General features: G+C 60.2%; 19 protein-coding genes. 5 read left to right on the top strand and 14 right to left on the bottom strand.

Annotated features, from left to right (window positions below; all coding sequences use genetic code 11):
* Positions 1-22 precede the first annotated feature (22 nt).
* The 3 genes from TK06_RS24105 to coq7 all read left to right on the top strand — a co-directional run bounded on the left by TK06_RS24105 (position 23) and on the right by coq7 (position 1,955).
* On the top strand, positions 23-811 hold the full coding sequence (locus tag TK06_RS24105; protein WP_063324129.1) for an SDR family NAD(P)-dependent oxidoreductase: 789 nt from the start codon (positions 23-25) through the stop codon (positions 809-811).
* A gap of 82 nt (positions 812-893) precedes the next feature.
* Positions 894-1,232, top strand: coding sequence for a histidine triad nucleotide-binding protein (locus tag TK06_RS24100; RefSeq protein ID WP_003206124.1), 339 nt, complete (start codon positions 894-896; stop codon positions 1,230-1,232).
* 75 nt (positions 1,233-1,307) lie between these two features.
* Positions 1,308-1,955 carry a 2-polyprenyl-3-methyl-6-methoxy-1,4-benzoquinone monooxygenase gene (gene coq7, locus TK06_RS24095; protein ID WP_014340488.1) on the top strand — a complete coding sequence of 216 codons (648 nt, stop codon included), beginning with the start codon at positions 1,308-1,310 and terminating at the stop codon, positions 1,953-1,955.
* A 113-nt stretch (positions 1,956-2,068) separates the two neighbouring features.
* Here the strand turns inward: coq7 and TK06_RS24090 are convergent, their stop codons facing one another.
* Positions 2,069-2,491 (bottom strand): OsmC family protein, encoded by a 423-nt coding sequence (locus tag TK06_RS24090; RefSeq protein WP_003206127.1) that lies wholly within the window; start codon positions 2,489-2,491, stop codon positions 2,069-2,071.
* A 238-nt stretch (positions 2,492-2,729) separates the two neighbouring features.
* On the opposite strand from TK06_RS24090, the gene crp reads away from it, so the two are divergent.
* Complete coding sequence (gene crp, locus TK06_RS24085; RefSeq protein ID WP_060740379.1) at positions 2,730-3,374, top strand: cAMP-activated global transcriptional regulator CRP; 645 nt, start codon at positions 2,730-2,732, stop codon at positions 3,372-3,374.
* Here the strand turns inward: crp and TK06_RS24080 are convergent.
* Genes TK06_RS24080 through TK06_RS24065 form a run of 4 tightly spaced genes read right to left on the bottom strand, consistent with a single transcriptional unit; the run spans position 3,371 to position 6,561 of the window.
* Positions 3,371-4,072 carry a lipoate--protein ligase family protein gene (locus tag TK06_RS24080; protein ID WP_063324128.1) on the bottom strand — a complete coding sequence of 234 codons (702 nt, stop codon included), beginning with the start codon at positions 4,070-4,072 and terminating at the stop codon, positions 3,371-3,373. The two genes, crp and TK06_RS24080, sit on opposite strands and share 4 nt — an antisense overlap.
* A gap of 3 nt (positions 4,073-4,075) precedes the next feature.
* A complete protein-coding gene (gene trpC / locus TK06_RS24075; protein ID WP_063324127.1) occupies positions 4,076-4,912 on the bottom strand; it encodes an indole-3-glycerol phosphate synthase TrpC in 837 nt (278 codons plus the stop codon).
* Positions 4,909-5,958, bottom strand: coding sequence for an anthranilate phosphoribosyltransferase (gene trpD, locus TK06_RS24070; RefSeq protein ID WP_063324126.1), 1,050 nt, complete (start codon positions 5,956-5,958; stop codon positions 4,909-4,911). The genes trpC and trpD overlap by 4 nt, the downstream gene beginning before the upstream one ends.
* A gap of 9 nt (positions 5,959-5,967) precedes the next feature.
* Complete coding sequence (locus TK06_RS24065; RefSeq protein WP_063324125.1) at positions 5,968-6,561, bottom strand: aminodeoxychorismate/anthranilate synthase component II; 594 nt, start codon at positions 6,559-6,561, stop codon at positions 5,968-5,970.
* 411 nt (positions 6,562-6,972) lie between these two features.
* Here TK06_RS24065 and estP point away from each other — a divergent pair, with 411 nt between their 5' ends.
* Positions 6,973-8,880: an esterase EstP gene (gene estP, locus TK06_RS24060; RefSeq protein ID WP_063324124.1), complete on the top strand. Its 1,908-nt coding sequence runs from the start codon at positions 6,973-6,975 to the stop codon at positions 8,878-8,880.
* A 126-nt stretch (positions 8,881-9,006) separates the two neighbouring features.
* Here estP and trpE read toward each other — a convergent pair whose 3' ends face one another.
* From trpE to TK06_RS24015, 9 genes are all read right to left on the bottom strand, one after another.
* A complete protein-coding gene (trpE, locus tag TK06_RS24055; protein WP_063324123.1) occupies positions 9,007-10,488 on the bottom strand; it encodes an anthranilate synthase component I in 1,482 nt (493 codons plus the stop codon).
* Positions 10,489-10,558: 70 nt separating this feature from the next.
* Positions 10,559-11,377, bottom strand: coding sequence for a phosphoglycolate phosphatase (locus TK06_RS24050; protein WP_063324122.1), 819 nt, complete (start codon positions 11,375-11,377; stop codon positions 10,559-10,561).
* Positions 11,374-12,048: a ribulose-phosphate 3-epimerase gene (rpe, locus tag TK06_RS24045; protein ID WP_063324121.1), complete on the bottom strand. Its 675-nt coding sequence runs from the start codon at positions 12,046-12,048 to the stop codon at positions 11,374-11,376. Before rpe ends, TK06_RS24050 begins: the two co-directional genes overlap by 4 nt.
* Positions 12,049-12,126: 78 nt before the next feature.
* Entirely contained in the window at positions 12,127-13,275 is a 1,149-nt protein-coding gene (locus TK06_RS24040; protein WP_063324120.1) for an iron-containing alcohol dehydrogenase, read from the bottom strand.
* 139 nt (positions 13,276-13,414) lie between these two features.
* Positions 13,415-14,239: an ABC transporter permease gene (locus TK06_RS24035; RefSeq protein WP_063324119.1), complete on the bottom strand. Its 825-nt coding sequence runs from the start codon at positions 14,237-14,239 to the stop codon at positions 13,415-13,417.
* A gap of 13 nt (positions 14,240-14,252) precedes the next feature.
* Positions 14,253-15,500, bottom strand: a complete 1,248-nt coding sequence (locus TK06_RS24030; protein ID WP_063324118.1) for an ABC transporter permease — start codon at positions 15,498-15,500, stop codon at positions 14,253-14,255.
* A gap of 226 nt (positions 15,501-15,726) precedes the next feature.
* Entirely contained in the window at positions 15,727-16,770 is a 1,044-nt protein-coding gene (locus TK06_RS24025; protein ID WP_003206153.1) for an ABC transporter substrate-binding protein, read from the bottom strand.
* 49 nt (positions 16,771-16,819) lie between these two features.
* The gene (locus TK06_RS24020; RefSeq protein ID WP_063324117.1) at positions 16,820-17,944 is read right to left on the bottom strand and encodes an ABC transporter ATP-binding protein; all 1,125 of its coding nucleotides are present in this window, start codon (positions 17,942-17,944) and stop codon (positions 16,820-16,822) included.
* Between the two features lie 348 nt (positions 17,945-18,292).
* Complete coding sequence (locus TK06_RS24015; protein ID WP_003206156.1) at positions 18,293-18,922, bottom strand: response regulator; 630 nt, start codon at positions 18,920-18,922, stop codon at positions 18,293-18,295.
* Positions 18,923-18,945 lie beyond the last annotated feature (23 nt).

Below are 18,945 nucleotides of genomic sequence, written 5' to 3'. Positions count from 1 at the left end.
GGCTGTTGCGATGGAGAACTGCATGACCCGTTACGCACTGATCACTGGCGCTTCCAGCGGCATTGGCCTGGCCATGGCTGAAGCGCTGGCCCGGCGCGGCCGCAACCTGATACTGGTGGCTCGACAGCGTGATCGGCTGGAAAGTATTGCAATCGAACTGACTCGGCGGTTTGGCGTGGAGGTATTGTTCCGGGCTTGTGACCTGAGCGAACCGCTGAGGCTTTCAGGCTTTCTCCTGGAACTGGAGGAAGGCGAGCGGCAGATCGACCTGCTGGTCAATTGCGCAGGCATCGGCACCAGCGGGCCGTTCCTGGGCCAGGACTGGATGACCGAGCAGGACCTGATCGAAGTCAATATCCTCGCCCTGACACGGCTTTGTCACGCCATCGGTAACAGCATGGCGCTGCTTGGCGGCGGGCAGATCCTCAACGTCGCCTCGATCGCCGCGTTCCAGCCCGGCCCCTGGATGAGTACCTATTACGCCAGCAAGGCCTATGTGCTGCACTTCTCCGAAGCCCTGCGGGTCGAGCTGAAGAAATGCGCGATCAAGGTCTCGGTGCTTTGCCCTGGCCCGACCCGGACCGGCTTCTTTTCCAGGGCGCAGATGGACGAACAGAAGCTCATCGACAGCAAGTTACTGATGAGCCCCGAAGAAGTGGCCCTGTACGCCGTGCGCGCGCTGGACCGCAACCGCGCCATCATCATTCCCGGACGCCGCAACCGCTGGCTGGCCGCACTGCCGCGCCTGGGCTCGCGATGGCTGGTCCGAACCATCGCCGGCATGATCAACAAGGCCTATTGCCCGCGCTGATCCCTTCAAGTTGAACTATCAGGCGCCTCAATCGGAGCCTTCACGCCCCCCGACCTCGACGAACCCAATGGAGAAAACAGCTGTGGATACTCTGTTCACCAAGATCATCAACCGGGAAATTCCGGCAAAGATCATTTACGAGGATGACCAGGTATTGGCCTTCCACGACATCGCCCCGCAGGCGCCTGTGCATTTTTTGGTCATACCGAAAAAACCGATTCGCACCCTCAATGACCTGGCCGAGGAAGACAAAGGCCTGGCTGGACACATTTTGTTCACTGCTCAGCGCCTGGCACTTGAATTGGGCTGTGAAGAAGGTTTTCGTGTGGTGATGAACTGCAATGAACTGGGCGGGCAAACGGTCTATCACATTCATATGCATGTGCTGGGGCAGCGCCAGATGAACTGGCCACCGGGCTGATACACCTGACCCAACGCAAATCTTCGGCGGTCGATTGGGTTAAACTGGCCGCTGTGATTTTTCCCGGAGGTAAGCATGACTACCCAACGTCACTACTCGCCGATTGACCGTCTGTTGCTGCAAGCCGATACCGCGATGCGCACGCTGCTGCCCTTCAGTGGCCAGCCATACCGCCCATCGCCGGCTATCGTGCAGCCGGACGCGCAACTGAGTGACGAGCAAACCCGCCACGTCGCCGGACTGATGCGTATCAACCACACCGGCGAAGTCTGTGCCCAGGCGCTGTATCAGGGCCAGGCGCTGACAGCGAAGCTACCGCAAGTGCGTGAAGCAATGGAGCATGCCGCCGAGGAAGAAATCGACCATCTGGTCTGGTGTGAACAACGGATTCGCCAGCTGGGCAGCCATACCAGCGTCCTGAACCCGCTGTTCTATGGGATGTCATTCGGGATCGGAGCCGTTGCCGGGCTGATCAGCGACAAAGTCAGCCTCGGTTTCGTTGCGGCGACCGAGCATCAAGTGTGCAAGCATTTGAATGAACACCTCGAACAACTGCCAGCCGAGGATGAAAAATCCCGGGCGATCCTCGAGCAGATGCGCGTGGATGAGGAACACCATGCCGAGAGTGCACTTGAGGCCGGTGGCTTCCGTTTTCCGGCCCCAGTCAAGTTCGGCATGAGCCTGCTGGCCAAGGTCATGACCAAGAGCACTTATCGGATTTGACGGCTATTGGGGACTGACCAGCTCATTCCCACAGAAATTAAAAAGGCGACTCCCCCAAGGGAAGTCGCCTTTTTTCTGTCCGACAACTTCAATACGGCCCGTCGGCTATCGACTCAACCCAACTCGATGATTTCATAATCGTGGGTGATTTCGACCCCAGCGGCGCCGAGCATGATCGAAGCCGAACAGTACTTCTCGGCGGACAGCTCAATGGCGCGCTTGACCTGGGCTTCCTTCAGGGCTCGCCCCTTCACCACGAAGTGCATGTGGATCTTGGTAAACACTTTGGGATCTTCAGTGGCGCGCTCTGCCTCCAGGAAAGCTTCGCAGCTTTCGACGGCCTGGCGGGACTTTTTGAGAATGCTGACCACGTCGAAGTTACTGCAACCGCCCACGCCCAGCAGGAGCATTTCCATCGGCCGAACACCCAGGTTCCGCCCACCGGCTTCTGGCGGGCCGTCCATGACGACCACATGACCACTGCCTGACTCACCGAGGAACATGGCTTCGCCAGCCCATTGGATGCGTGCCTTCATCGCCAAGACTCCACTGTTAAAAAAGGGTCGCCAGCTTAGCACAGCGCTCCGGCATGACCGCCCTCCGTCTTAGGAGACCTGACCTACCAGCATGTAGGTAAATTCTCAAATCAATTAAGGACGCCTCTGTTAAGCTGGCCATACGCCAACTCGCTGGCGCATGGCCAGCTTTTAGCAATAGCCATTCGCGTCTATAAAAAAACCAAACCATCACTGCGCAGTCTTTCGGGATACAACCATGGTTGCCATTACTCCCACGTTCAAGATCAAGAATCTCGACAAACTCTTGATGCATTGCCAGCGCCGCCGCTATCCAGCCAAACACAACATCATTTGTGCGGGAGATCGTTCCGAGACGTTGTTTTTCATCATCAAGGGGTCGGTCACTATCCTCATAGAAGATGACGACGGTCGAGAAATGATCATCGCCTACCTCAATTCCGGGGATTTTTTCGGCGAGCTGGGGTTATTCGAACAGGCGGGCAAGGAACAGGAACGCAGTGCCTGGGTGCGGACCAAGATTGAATGTGAAGTTGCGGAAATCAGCTACGCCAAATTCCGAGAACTGTCCCTGCAAGACCCGGACATTCTTTACGTACTCAGCGGACAAATCGCACAGCGCCTGCGCAATACCACCCGCAAGGTCGGCGACCTCGCATTTTTCGACGTCACCGGACGTGTCGCACGCTGCCTGTTGGAACTGTGCAAGCAGCCCGATGCCATGACCCACCCGGACGGGATGCAGATCAAGGTGACCCGCCAAGAGATTGGTCGGATTGTCGGTTGTTCGCGTGAAATGGTTGGTCGCGTTCTCAAGGATCTGGAAGAGCGCAACCTGGTCAGTGTCAAAGGCAAGACCATGGTGGTGTTCGGAACGCGTTAAGCGCCCAGCAGATTGATCAGCAGTTCCCGGTACAAAGCGTCGAGCCGCTCCAGCGCGTGAGGCGCCGGGAATTTTTCATGCAGGGCAATATGGCTCTCGGCTCGCACTCGCGGCTCCAGGCCGCAAGCCTCATTGAAGCGATTGACTGCCGCGACCATGGACTCGCGCTCGTTCTCCAGCAAAAACGCGCCATGAACCAGCCCCACCGGACGTTGACCACCCTTGCTCTGGCGCCAGCGCTGAGCGGTGCCCACCATTTTCCGGCCGTCGAGGTTGACGTTGAAGCGCCCGTCACAAAAAGCCCCTTCCACCTCTCCCAGAGAAGCCACCCCGCCCAACTCGTCCAACAGCTGACAGATGGGATCGCACAACCGGCGATACCCGGTTTCGATACGTCCGTGGTCACCTTCGCTGCGCGGTGGTGCGTAGACCAGGGCGATATTGACCGTAGCGGCCGACTGCGGCACCGGTTCGCCACCCGTTTCACGCAACAAGACAGGCCAGCCATGAGCGGCCGATACTTCACAGGCGTATTCAAACCCCGGTAGGCGACTCAAACGGCGCGGCATGACCAGCGCACGGTCGTTGGGCTGCCAGAACAGCAGGCCGAACTCGGCGTCGCCCGCGCAGATGCTGGCCAGCAGATCCTGTTCGGCTTGCAGGCCAGCTTCGACGGTCAGGGAAATCACAGGCGACATGGATCAGTCCAGCGTCGAGCCGCTCACCGGCAGGCCTCGTTCAGGAAAAAACAGTCGCTGCAATTCCACACCCGGGTTTTCGGCGCGCATGAACGCTTCGCCCACCAGGAACGAATACACATCGCTGACTTCCATCAGCTCGACATCGGCCCGGTTGAGGATACCGCTTTCGGTGATGACCAAGCGATCGCGCGGAATGCGCGGCAACAGGTCCAGAGTGGTTTCCAGGCTCACTTCAAAAGTGTGCAGATTGCGATTGTTCACGCCGACCAGTTTGGTATCGAGGGTTTTCAGGGCTCGTTCCAACTCGTCACCGTCGTGGACTTCCACCAGGACATCCAGCCCGACGCTTTTGGCAACGGCCGCCAGCTCGGCCATTTTCACGTCGTCCAAGGCGGAAACGATCAACAGCACGCAGTCGGCGCCCAGCGCACGCGCCTCGACGATCTGGTACGGGTCGATCATGAAATCCTTGCGGATCACTGGCAGCTTGCATGCCGCCCGCGCCTGTTTCAGGTAGTCGTCAGCGCCTTGAAAAAAGTCGACGTCGGTCAGCACCGAGAGGCAGGTAGCACCGCCCTTCTCGTAGCTTCGCGCGATCTCGGCCGGGACGAAGTGTTCACGAATCACGCCCTTGCTGGGGGATGCCTTCTTGATTTCAGCAATCACCGCCGGCTGTTTTTTCTTGGCCTGATCGATCAGAGCCTGGGCAAAGCCGCGCGGCGCATCCGCTGTACGCGCCAGGCTTTCCAACTCGGCCAGACTGACCCGAGCGCTGCGCTCGGCCACTTCCTGAGTCTTGCGAGCCAGAATTTTTTCCAGAACCGTTGGCACGCTCATCCTTCGTTCTCCACTTTGAATACAGCGGTAAATGCACCCAACTCTTCGAGCTTTTCCCTGGCCAGCCCAGTGTGCAGCGCATCATGGGCCAGCTCCACGCCTTGCTTGAGGCTGCTGGCGTGGTCGGCGGCGTACAACGCGGCACCGGCATTGAGCACGATCATCTCAGCGGCTTTCTGGCCATTCTCGGTCTTGCGACGCCCCAGGGCATCACGAATCAGCTCCAGCGATTGAGCCGGGCTGTCGACTGCCAGCCCGTGCAGGCTCTGGCTCTTCATACCGAGGTCTTCAGGTTCGACCCAATACTCGCTGATCTGATCATTTTTTAGCTCGGCCACGAATGTAGGCGCCGCCAGGCTGAACTCATCCAGTCCATCCTTCGAATGGACCACCAGCACGTGCTTGCTGCCCAGGCGTTGCAAGACTTCAGCCAATGGCCGGCACAACGCCTGGCTGAACACACCGACTACCTGATGTTTCACGCCGGCCGGATTCGTAAGCGGGCCGAGCATGTTGAACAGCGTACGCAGCCCCAGCTCGCGGCGCGGCGCGGCGGCGTGTTTCATGGCGCTATGGTGGGTCTGGGCAAACATGAAACCGATGCCGACGTTATCGATACAGCGTGCCACCTGGACCGGCGTCAGGTTCAGGTAAATGCCCGCTGCCTCCAGCAGATCGGCACTGCCGCTCTTGCCGGAAACTGCCCGATTGCCATGTTTGGCAACGGTGCAACCGGCCGCCGCGACGACAAACGACGAGGCCGTGGAAACGTTGAAGATATTGGCGCCGTCACCGCCGGTACCGACCACATCCACCACACCGTCCAGCGTCTTGAGTTCGACCTTGTCCGCCAGCTCACGCATCGCCGAAACCGCACCCACGATTTCATCGATGCTCTCACTCTTCATGCGCATGGCCATCATGAACGCGCCGATCTGTGCATCCGTGCATTGGCCGGTCATGATTTCGCGCATCACGTCGCGCATCTCGTCGGTGCTCAGGTCGAGATGGCCGACGATACGGCTCAGGGCTGTCTTGATATCCATGAAAAGTCCTTAGCGCGTGCCGCCGGTTTGTTTGAGGAAGTTGGCGAACAGTTCGTGGCCCTGTTCGGTGAGAATAGACTCGGGATGAAATTGCACACCCTCGATATTCAGCGTCTTGTGGCGCAGGCCCATGATTTCATCGACCGAGCCATCTTCAAACTGGGTCCAGGCCGTCAACTCCAGACAGTCGGGCAGAGTTTCGCGCTTGACCACCAGGGAATGGTAGCGGGTTACGGTAAGCGGATGATTCAGCCCCTCGAACACGCCCTTGTCCTCGTGGAATACCGGGCTAGTCTTACCGTGCATGACTTGTCGGGCGCGTACCACGTCGCCGCCGAACGCTTGGCCGATCGACTGGTGCCCCAGGCAGACACCGAGGATCGGCAGCTTGCCGGCGAAATACTTGATGGCGTCGATGGAAATGCCCGCTTCGGTCGGCGTGCATGGGCCGGGCGAAACCACGATGCGCTCAGGCTTGAGGGCTTCGATTTCGGCGATGGTCAATTCGTCGTTGCGCACGACCTTGACCTCGGAGCCCAGCTCGCCGAGGTACTGCACAACGTTGTAGGTAAAAGAGTCGTAGTTATCGATCATCAGCAACATGGCGTAAGCGACCTATTGAATTCACTGACTTTAAATACAGCCTTCAGAGAATGACCCGCACGCTGCTGCGCTTGGCGAGGCAAGTGATGCCCCTGCGAAGCGGCTCTACAAGCGGGTAAAGAAGGCAAATCGGTACAGGTCCGGCGAAGCCGGCGGAGAATGTTCAGGCGCGCCAACGCCAGCGGGCGTGTGCCTTGATCATTTGATCCAGAAGTTTGCTGACAATCGACACAGGGAAAGTCTCGTTCATACGTCCCGGCACAGTAGCTTAGCTGGGCGGAGCACGCAATATGGGCGATCCCGAAGGGCTTTGAAACAATCGCGACGTTCAAGATGGATGGCAAAATGCCGGAAGTTTTTGGTACTGTCGTTTCGTTTTCTAACAAAAATAAGATAAAAACGGACTTTCCCATGATAAAGAAGACGTTGTTCGTACCGATTGCCGGTTGCCTGCTGGCGATGGCCTGCGCCCAGGCGAGCGCCGCCCCCAACCCTTATTCCAAGTTCATCGTGTTCGGCGACAGCCTCAACGACGCCGGCCAGTTCGCCGACCCGAATGGTCCGCCCGGCTCGACCGAGCGTTACACCAACCGAACCGGTCCGATCTATACCGACGGCAGCGGCGAGGCCTACTCCGCCAACTCCACCCAGTTGCTCGGTGGGCGCCTGGGTTATTCCGCCGACGAGACTGCCGCTTCCACTTCGGCGGTCCGCGCCGACCAGGGGCTGGCGGACGGCAACAACTGGGCGGTGGGCGGTTATCGCACCGCCCAGATCCTCGAATCGATTACCGGCGTGTCCGACACCGGCGAGCGCAGCCGTCCTGGCTACCTGCAGTCCAATGGCCTGCGCGCCGATCCAAATGCGCTGTATTACATTTCCGGTGGTGGCAACGACTTCCTACAAGGCCTAGTGCTGACCCCCGAGCAAGCGAGTAAAGCCGCGGACCGTCTGGCCAGCAGTGTCCAGGCGCTGCAAACGGCCGGAGCCCGCTATGTGATGGTCTGGCTGTTACCCGACCTGGGCCTGACGCCCTTCCTCAACGGCAGCCCTTCGCAAGACTTCTTTTCGCAACTGGGCAACCAGTTCAACCAACAGCTGATCACGCGACTGCAAGGCATCGACGCTGAAATCATTCCATTGAACATTCCGCTGTTGCTCAAGGAAAGCTTCGCCGACCCGGCAAGATTCGGCCTCGCCATCGGTGAGAACCTCACCGCGACCTGCTTCACTGGCAATGGCTGCACCGAAAACGCCACCTACGGCATCAACAGCGCCACGCCTGATCCCACCAAGCTGATCTACAACGACGCGGTCCATCCGACTGAAGCCGGACAGAAACTGATCGCCGACTACGCCTATTCCCTGCTCGCGGCACCATGGGAGCTGACGTTGCTGCCGGAAATGGCCCACTCGACCCTGCGCGCTCACCAGGACGAGTTACGCAGCCAGTGGCAATCGGACTGGGAGAACTGGCAGGCCGTCGGTCAGTGGCGGGCCATCGTGGCCGGCGGTGGTCAGCATCTGGACATGGACAGCCAGGACAGCGGCGCCAGCGCCGATGGCAGTGGCTACAGCCTGAACATTGGCGGCAGCTATCGCCTCAACGACGCGTGGCGCGTAGGTGTCGCCGCCGGCCTCTACCGCCAGGACATGGAAGCAGGCCACAACGATTCGAAGTACAAACTCAATAGCTACCTGGCGACCGCTTTCGCCCAGTTCCAGCAAAACCGCTGGTGGGCCGATGCGGCACTGACCGGCGGCAAGCTCGACTACGACAACCTGGAGCGCAAGTTCGACCTGGGCGTCAACGAAGCGCAGGAGAAAGGCGACACCGACGGCCATCTCTGGGCATTTAGCACGCGAGTGGGCTACGACATTGCCCAACCGGGCAGCGAATGGCACCTCTCGCCGTTTATCAGCGCTGACTATGCGAAGGTGGAAGTCGACGGCTACTCGGAAAAGAGCAACCGCTCCACGGCCCTGACCTTCGATGACCAGACCCGCGACTCGAAACGCCTGGGCATTGGCTTGCAGGGCAAATACAACATCACCCGCCAGACCCAGGTGTTTGGCGAGTATGCCCACGAACGCGAGTACGAAGACGACACGCAAAAGGTGAACATTGCCCTCAACAGCCTGCCGGCCAACGACTTCACACTGGAAGGCTACACGCCACAGAGCCACCTTAATCGCCTGAGCCTGGGGGTCAGCCACAAGTTGACCAACGACTTAGCGCTACGGGGTGGTTATACACTGCGCAAGGATGATGACATGACCCAGCAAGGGGTAAGCCTGGGCGTCAGCCTGGACTTCTGATCGAGAAAACCTGTGGGAGCGAGCTTGCTCGCGATAGCGGACTGTCAGTCAACTGGTTGGTTGAATATGACGGCCTCATCGCGAGCAAGCTCGCTCCCACACACTGATCGAGTTGTCGAAGGGTTTTCAATCGTTCGAAGTCTGCTCGGCCAGCGCCACGGCGCGGAACATGGCCCGGCGCTTGTTCAGGGTTTCTTCCCACTCCAGCGCCGGCACCGAGTCGGCGACGATACCGCCGCCGGCCTGTACGTGCAGTTCGCCGTTCTTGATGACGGCAGTGCGAATGGCAATGGCAGTGTCCATATTGCCGTTCCAGGCGAAGTAACCCACGGCCCCGCCGTACACGCCCCGCTTGACCGGCTCCAGCTCGTCGATGATTTCCATCGCGCGGATTTTCGGCGCGCCAGACAAGGTGCCCGCTGGCAGGATCGCCCGCAAGGCGTCCATCGCCGTCAGCCCGGCCTTCAACTGGCCGGTGACGTTGGAGACGATGTGCATCACGTTGGAATAGCGCTCGATGACCATCTTCTCGGTGAGCTTCACCGAGCCGATTTCCGAGACCCGCCCGGTGTCGTTGCGCCCCAGGTCAATCAGCATCAGGTGCTCGGCGATTTCCTTGTCGTCCGACAGCAGATCCTCTTCCAAGGCCCGGTCAGCTTCCTCCGTAGCGCCACGGGGGCGAGTGCCGGCGATCGGCCGTACGGTGATCAGGTTGTCTTCGACCCGCACCAGCACTTCCGGCGAACTGCCCACGACATGGAAGTCGCCGAAGTTGAAGAAGTACATGTAGGGCGTCGGGTTGAAACAGCGCAGCGCCCGATAGAGATCGATCGGCGCCGCCTTGAAGTCAATGGACATCCGTTGCGACGGCACTACCTGCATGCAGTCACCCGCGAGGATGTACTCCTTGATGGTATCGACGGCCCGTTCGTAATCGTCCTGGGTGAAACTGGAACGAAACACCGGGTCGGTCGCCGACTGCTTGCTGAAGTCCAGGCCGGGACGCGGAGCGATCGGCTGACGTAACTTTTCCAACAGTGCTTGCAGGCTTTGTTGGCCTTGCTCGTAGGCATCTTCCTGGGACGGATCGGCCAGGACGATGGCGTGCATCTTGCCGGCGAGGTTGTCGAAAACGACGACCGCGTCGGACACCATCAGCAAAATATCCGGCACGCCCAGCGGATCGGGGTTCGGGCAGGTGCCCAGGCGTTTTTCCACGTAACGCACGCAGTCGTAGCCGAAATACCCCACCAGGCCACCGTTGAAGCGCGGCAGGCCGGGGATGGTCGGCACGTTGTAGCGGGCCTTGAAGGTTTCGACGAACGCCAGCGGGTCTTCGACTTCGAGGCTTTCGATTTCGACACCGTCGTGGGTCACGCTGACGCGATGGTCATGGACCCGCAGCACCGTGCGGCACGGCAGGCCGATGATGGAATAACGGCCCCATTTCTCACCGCCCTGCACCGATTCGAGCAAGTAGGAGTTGGGCTGGTCGGCCAACTTGAGGTAGATCGACAGCGGCGTGTCGAAGTCAGCCAGGGTTTCACAGGCAAGGGGGATGCGGTTGTAGCCGGCAGCGGCTAGACGCAGGAATTCTTCGCGGTTCATGGAGTGCCTCGTGGCAAGAGGAGCTGACAGTCAGGTATGCAAACGCGCCGGATAACCGGCCGGGATCACATCAGGTGCGCCAACGCCAGCGGGCCAGGGCCTTCATGACTTTCATCCAGAGTTTGCGAGTGACCACCACGATGGCGTTTCCAGAAGAGGATTGAACAGCGTCGGGCAACGTTATCTCAGCGGCCGGGTCCAGGCAACCGGGAATTAACAGGCGCAAATCGTCGATTACCAGGGCAGGACATTCTTCGGCGATTGGGCGGCCGTGGTTGTAGCCGTAACTCAGTGCCACACATTTGACCCCTGCCGCCTTGGCCGCCAGCACATCGCTGCGCGAGTCGCCGACGAACAAGGATTGAGAGGCCGGGATGTTGGCCATTTTCATCACGAAAAACAGCGCGGCCGGATCAGGCTTTTTCTGCGGTAAGGTATCGCCGCCAATGATCCAGCGGAAATAGCGGCCGATTTTCATCTGGTCCAGCAACGGCGCAACGAAGCGCTCCGGTTTGTTGGTAATCAGGGCCATTTCCACGCCCTGCTTTTGCAGCCACTTGAGGGTGGAACGCACGCCGGGGTAGACCACCGTCAGTTGGTGATTGTCTTCGTAGGCTTCATTGAACAACGCCAGCGCCCGCTCGGCCTCGGCATCATCGACACCTTGGGCATCGATGTCATTGGCCAGGGCCCGGCGCACCAGCATCGGCGCGCCATTGCCGACCCAGTGGCGTACCGAATCGAGGCCGGCAGGCGGGCGTCCAAGCTTGAGCAGCATCGTGTCCACCGCCGCCGCGAGGTCCGGGACCGAATCGACCAATGTGCCATCGAGGTCGAACATCACCAGACGTGGCAAGCTGCCGGGGAACAGCTGCTCGAAACCGCTCATGGGCGCGCCAGGGCCAGTTCGGCGCGCATTTGTGCAATCACCTCTTCGTAGTCCGGTGCGTTGAAGATGGCCGAACCCGCGACAAACGTGTCGGCGCCGGCCGCGGCGATTTCACGGATATTCTTTACATTCACACCACCGTCGATTTCCAGGCGGATATCACGCCCCGAGGCATCGATCAACGCACGGGCTTCGCGCAGCTTGTCGAGTGTGCCCGGGATGAACTTCTGCCCGCCGAAGCCAGGGTTGACGCTCATCAGCAGGATCATGTCGACCTTGTCCATCACGTACTTGAGCACGTCCAGGGGCGTCGCCGGGTTGAACACCAGGCCGGCCTTGCAACCGCCTTCGCGGATCAATTGCAGGGAGCGGTCAATGTGCTGCGTGGCTTCAGGGTGGAAAGTAATGTAGGTAGCGCCGGCTTCGATGAAGTCACCAACGATGCGGTCCACCGGGCTGACCATCAAATGCGCGTCGATCGGCGCGGTGACGCCGTACTTGCGCAGCGCCGCGCAGACCATCGGGCCGATGGTCAGGTTGGGTACGTAGTGGTTGTCCATGACATCGAAGTGCACGATGTCGGCCCCGGCGGCCAGAACGTTGTCCACTTCCTCGCCCAGGCGGGCGAAGTCGGCAGAGAGAATCGACGGAGCAATAGCGAAGGGCTGCATGACGCACCTGTTTTGAGCGAAATCACGATGGCGCGCATTGTATACCTCAAGATTTGGCGCGCCCACCGTGGCAATCGATCAATACGCCGCGCGGTAGATCTTCTCGATATCGGCGGCGCTCAGTTTGCGTGGATTGTTGCGCATCAACCGTTCTATTCCCGCCGCTTCCACCGCCATGGATGGAATCACGTCCTCGGTCACGCCCAGGCTGCTGAGACCTTGGGGTATTTCCACGGCAGCACACAGCGTAATCATCGCCTCCACAGCCTCATCGGCCGCCTCAAGATCGCTCAGGTGCGCGGTCTTGAGGCCCATGGCCTCGGCGATGTCACGCATGCGCTCGACACAGGCCATCTTGTTCCAGGTCATGACGTACGGCAGCAACATAGCATTGGCGACGCCATGGGACACGTGAAAACGCCCGCCCAATGGATAAGCCAGTGCATGGACCGCCCCCACCCCGGCATTGCCGAATGCCATGCCGGCCATCAGGCTGGCCGTGGCCATGTCTTCCCGGGCTTGCAGGTGAGCCGGGTTGGCATAGGCCTTGGGCAGCGCGCGGCTGATCAGCTTGATTGCGCCGATGGCCAGGGCATCGGTGATTGGCGAAGCATTGAGCGACAGGTAGGCCTCGATGGCGTGTGCCAACGCATCAACGCCACTGGCAGCCGTGACGCCGCGCGGACAGGTGAGGGTCATCTGCGGACTGACCAGCGCCACGTCCGGCAACAGATAATCGCTGACAATGCCTTTTTTCAGCTGTGCGGCCTTGTCGGAAAGGATCGCCACGTTGGTGACTTCCGAACCGGTACCGGCCGTGGTGGGGATGGCAATCATGGGCGGGCCTTTGCGCGGCACCTGATCGACGCCGAACATATCCTGCAGCTCGCCGTGGTACCCGGCATAGACGCCCACGCACTTGGCAATGTCGATGGCACTGCCACCGCCGAGACCGATCAGGCCATCATGACCACCGTCGCGATAGGCTTGCATGCAGTCCTCGACAATGGCGATTTCCGGGTCCGGCATGACCCGGTCGAAAATCTCGTAGTCTCGTCCGCCCAGATGTTGCAAGGCCAGTTCCACGGTGCCGGACTTGACCAACGCCGCATCGGTCACGATCAGCGGGTTGTCGACGTCCAGGCGCGTCAACTCCGCCGCCAGTTGCTCGATGGCAGCAGCACCGGTGATCAGTTTATGGGCGATCTTGAATGAGGAAAGACTCATGTGCGCGGCCTCTTATTCGAGTATGGGCTGGCACAAGGATAGCTCGGTATTGGAGGTTGTCTGCCATTCAGCCCATGAATGCGATAAGGAGCCTGTGGATGAGGCCCTATGGGAGCGAGCTTGCTCGCTCCCATATTCGTCAGGCTTGGGTAGTACGCAGCTTCTCGCTACGCCCACGCAACCACTCCAGGGTCAGCAACAGGATCACCGAGAAGGCAATCAGCAGGGTCGCCGCCGCCGCGATGGTGGGGCTGAGGTTTTCGCGGATGCCGCTGAACATCTGCCGTGGCAAGGTTGCCTGCTCGGGGCCGGCCAGGAACAGGGTCACCACCACTTCATCGAACGACGTCGCGAAGGCGAACAGTGCGCCGGAGATCACACCCGGGGCGATCAACGGCAGGGTCACCCGACGAAACGCCGTCAGTGGCGAAGCCCCAAGACTGGCGGCAGCCCGAACCAGGTTGTGGTTGAACCCCTGCAGGGTCGCCGACACCGTGATGATCACGAACGGTACACCCAGCACGGCGTGGACCACGATCAGCGAGAAGAAGCTGTTGCCCATCCCCAGCGGGGCGAAAAACAGGTAACTGGCCACGCCAATGATCACCACCGGCACCACCATCGGCGAAATCACCAGGGCCATCACCAACGCCTTGCCTGGGAAGTCACCACGGGTCAGGCCGATGGCCGCGAGCGTGCCGAAGACCATCGCCAGCAACGTCGCCGCCGGGGCCACGATGATGCTGTTCTTCAGCGCTCGCATCCATTCGGCCGAGGCGAAGAAATCGTGGTACCACTGCAGCGAAAAGCCTTGCAGCGGGTACACCAGGAAACTGCCGGAGTTGAACGACAGTGGAATGATCACCAGCACCGGCAGGATCAGGAACAACAGAATCAGCCCGCAGAGTGTGCGCAAGCAGTAGAACCACACCCGCTCGACGGGGGACATGTAAGGACTCACCATTTTCGATCTCCCCTTAGCTCAGGCGCAGGCGACTGGCGCCCACCAGCCAGCTGTAAATCAAATAAAGCACGATGGTCGCCAGCAACAGCAGCCCGCCGAGCGCCGTGGCCATGCCCCAGTTGATGCTGGTGTTGGTGTAGAACGCGACGAAGTAGCTGACCATCTGATCGTTCGGGCTGCCCAGCAGCGCCGGCGTGATGTAGTAGCCGATGGCAAGGATGAACACCAACAGGCAACCGGCACCGACCCCGGCATAGGTCTGCGGGAAGTACACCCGCCAGAAACTGGCGAACGGGTGACAGCCCAGGGAAATCGCCGCACGCATATAGGTTGGCGAGATGCCCTTCATCACGCTGTAGATCGGCAGGATCATGAACGGCAGCAGGATGTGGACCATGGAGATGTATACGCCGGTGCGGTTGAACACCAGCTCCAGGGGCTTATCGATGACGCCCATGGCCATCAGCGCACTGTTAATCAGACCACCGGACTGCAGCAGCACGATCCATGCGGCGACGCGTACCAGGATCGAGGTCCAGAACGGTAGCAGCACCAGGATCATCAGCAGGTTGCTCTGGCGCGAAGGCAGGTTCGCCAGCAGGTAGGCCAACGGATAAGCCAGCACCAGGCAGATCGCGGTGATCACCAGGCCCATCCAGAACGTGCGAGTGAAGATATCCAGGTAAATCGCCTGGTCGGGGGTAGCTGGGGCCAGTTCGCCGAGGTCATCGATGCGGTGATCGACGGCCGCCAGCAGGTAATACGGGGTGACGTTGCTGGTGTTGCGGCGGATCACCTGCCAGTACGCCGGGTCGCCCCAACGCTCATCGAGGTTTTCCAAGGCTTCTTTATAGGAAGCCGGCTCGGTGGCAAACGGCAACGCCCGAGCGGTCTTGGTCAGCAGGCTGCGATAGCCGGCCAGTTCCATGTTCAGGCGCTTGGACAAGTCGCCCAAGGTCTGATTCTTGCGGGCTTCGGCCAGGTCTTCACTGGCAGCCTTGTACACCGGCTCGCCCGGCAAACCGCGTCCGTCCCATGCAGCGACGGCGGCGACAGTGCGAGGCATGGCGCCCACCACTTCCGGGTTGCTGACGCTTTTGAACAGCAGCGCCACGATCGGCACCAGGAACACCAGCAACAGAAACAACACCAGCGGCGCGATCAAGGCCTGGGCCTTCCAGCGGTTGATCCGCTCGGCATGCTTGAGCCGTTGCTTGAGGGTGGGGCTGGTGCCCGCGTTCAGTGGAACGGCGATAGCCATGGCGAACTCCGCGAATCTTTTTGATCGTTACAGAGGCGGCGGGCCGCCTCTGTTCTTTTGAAACCGCAACCTGTGCAAGCGAGTCATTGTGGCGAGCGAGCTTGCTCGCGCTGGGCTGCGAAGCGGCCCCAAAATTTTGTCGGCAACGCCAATTTTGTGAGTGCTGCGCACTCAAGCGGGAGCAAGCTCCCTCGCCACAAAGCCCGTTCACCCATGGACGCTTTGGTTACTTGGCCGCCCAGGAGTTGAAGCGCTGCTCCAGTTGCTCACCGTTGTCAGCCCAGAAGCTGACGTCGATCTGCACTTGGTTGGCGATGTTTTCCGGGGTGGTCGGCATGTCCTTCAGGACATCCTTGGCCAGCAACGGTACAGCCTGGGTATTGGCCGGACCGTAGGCGATGTTTTCCGAATAGGTCTTCTGCTGCTGCGGCGCCACCGAGAAGGCGATGAACTTCTTCGCCGCTTCGGCGCGGGTCTTGTCCAGGCCACGTGGGATGGCCCAAGCGTCGAAGTCGTAGATACCGCCGTTCCACACCACTTTCAGGTTGCTTTCTTTTTGTACCGCGGCGATCCGGCCGTTGTAGGCCGAGCTCATGACCACGTCACCGGAAGCCAGGTACTGCGGCGGCTGGGCGCCAGCTTCCCACCACTGGATGTTCGGCTTGAGCTCATCGAGCTTCTTGAAGGCGCGATCCTGGCCGTCTTTGCCAGCCAGTACTTTGTAGACGTCTTTCGGCGCTACGCCATCGGCCATCAAGGCGAATTCCAGCGTGTACTTGGCGCCCTTGCGCAGGCCACGTTTGCCTGGGAATTGCTTGGTGTCCCAGAAATCCGCCCAACTGGTCGGCGCGGTCTTGAGCTTGTCGGCGTTGTAGGCCAGCACGGTCGACCACACGAAGAAGCCCACGCCGCAAGGCTGGATGGCGCCCTTGACGTAGTCTTCGGCCTTGCCGAACAGGGCCGGATCGAGTTGTTCGAACATGTCTTCGTCACAACCACGGGACAATTCCGGGGACTCGACTTCTACCAAATCCCACGAAACGCTCTTGGTATCGACCATGGCCTTGACCTTGGCCATTTCGCCGTTGTACTCGCCAGCCACGATCTTGCCATTGCCGGCCGCTTCCCACGGTGCGTAAAAGGCTTTGACCTGAGCCGCCTTGTTCGCCCCGCCGAAAGACACCACGGTCAGGTCCGGGCCCGCCGCCATCGCGCTTGCCGCACCCATCATGCCCAGTGTCAGGGCTGTGAACTTCAGGGATCTCAACATTTATTGTTCTCTCCACGTGCAGGGTTGGTGTTGGTACAGCAGGGGGCGATCAATTCGCCTCTAGAAGGGGATCGAGCGCACGCACATGCTCGACTTGCCAGCCAAGCGGAACCACGTCGCCAACGGCCAGCCCGGGATCGAGCTCGGCAATCGGCTGTTTCACGAAGAAGTCATTCTTGCCGCAGACTTCCAGGCGAACCCGGACGTGGTCGCCCAGATAGATGAATTCCGCCACCCTCCCTGAGAAGCGGTTGACGCATTGTTCGCTGACGCCGTTGAGGCTCACCCGTTCCGGACGGATCGACAGGGTCACCGGCTCGCCGGGCTTGCCGACATTCACCGCCAGTGCCTCGACCTTTTCACCGCGTCCCAACTCCACCAGGCAACGGTCGCCGGTCTGGCTGTGCAGGCGGCCATTGAGGCGGTTGTTTTCGCCGATGAAGTTGGCGACGAAGGTGTTTTTCGGCTCTTCATAGAGCGTGCGCGGTGGGGCGATCTGCTGGATCTCACCTTGGTGGAATACCGCCACGCGGTCAGACATGGTCAAGGCTTCGCCCTGGTCGTGGGTCACGTACACCACGGTGACGCCGAGGCGCTGGTGCAGATGCTTGATTTCCATCTGCATGTGTTCACGCAGCTGCTTGTCCAACGCACCCAGGGGTTCGTCCATCAACACCAACTGCGGTTCGAACACCAGCGCCCGGGCTAGGGCTACCCGTTGTTGCTGGCCGCCGGACAATTGCGCCGGGTAGCGTTGGGCGAAGCTGTCCAGCTGGACCATGCTCAAGACGCGCTTGACCCGATCACTCACGTCGCTCTTGTTCAGGCCACGCACCGTCAGCGGGAACGCGAGGTTCTCGGCGACGGTCATGTGCGGGAACAAGGCGTAGTTCTGGAACACCATGCCGATGTCGCGCTTGTGCGGTGGCACGTTATTGATCGAGCGCCCGGCCAGCAGGATCTCACCGGCGGTTGGGGTCTCAAACCCGGCGAGCATCATCAGGCTGGTGGTTTTGCCGGAGCCGGAAGGCCCGAGCAGGGTCAGGAATTCGCCCTTGCGAATATCCAGGTTGAGGTCTTTGACGATCAGGTTCTCGCCGTCGTAGCTCTTTTGCACACCACGAAAGCTGACCAGCACATCACTGGCCCCCGCGCTTGAATCGACCTGGCTCATACCCGCACCTTTTGTATTGATGACTGCTTGTGAGTCAAGCCTAGTGGAGCCTGGGGCCTGCGCAAATCGGGGCGCAGGAGAGAATCACCTCAGCCGGATGGAAGAGTCGGGGTAGGGATTGCCCTACAGGGATGGCGGGATTGGGTAAGTGCAGCGGCAAGTGATGAGCGGCAAGCGGCAAGCAGGGGCGAAAAGCGCTGTTGGGGTGTGTCGCAAATGGATATGCCGAGACAAAACCTTGTGGGAGCGAGCTTGATCGCGATAGCGGAGTATCAGCCGACATCAATATTGAATGTGCCGACGCCATCGCGAGCAAGCTCGCTCCCACAAGGGGCATAGCGGTGGGATTTAAAGCAACTTGTGCTCCATCGCATACTTCACCAATTCAGCCAATGAGGTGATGTTGAGCTTCTGCATCAGCCGCGCCTTATGGGTACTGATGGTCTTGCTGCTCAGGGCCAGCTGCTGGGCGATGTCGTTGACGTTGGCGCCCTGGGCCAGGCGTTCGAAGACGGAGAATTCACGCTCGGACAGCAGCGAGTGCAGCGGTCGCGTGTCGGTCAGGCCGACTTCAAAGACCATGCGGTCGGCCAGGTCCGGGTCGATATAGCGTCCGCCGGCCGCGACCTTGCGAATCGCCATGAGCAGCAGGGCCGGATCGCTGTCCTTGGTCGCGTAGCCGGCGGCGCCGACCTTCAGGGCACGGGCGGCCATTTGCGCTTCGTCATGCATCGACAGCACCAGGATGGCCGGTGGATTGTTCAGCGCCCGGATCCGTGGGATCGCCTCCAGGCCGTTGACGCCGGGCATGGAAATGTCCAGCAGCACCACTTCGCAGGGCACATGCCGCAAGGTTTCGAGCAACTGCTCACCATTGCTCGCCTCCCCTACCACCACCAGATCCTTGGCCAGGCCGATCAGTTGCTTGATGCCTTCACGGACGATGGTGTGGTCTTCGGCTACCAGTACACGGATCACATTGTTCTCCAGATTCAGGATCC

This window comes from Pseudomonas fluorescens (assembly GCF_001623525.1).
In the GTDB taxonomy this organism is placed as follows: domain Bacteria; phylum Pseudomonadota; class Gammaproteobacteria; order Pseudomonadales; family Pseudomonadaceae; genus Aquipseudomonas; species Aquipseudomonas fluorescens_Q.
Note: the sequence above shows the minus strand (reverse complement) of the source record. Positions and strands in the feature narration are given on the sequence as shown.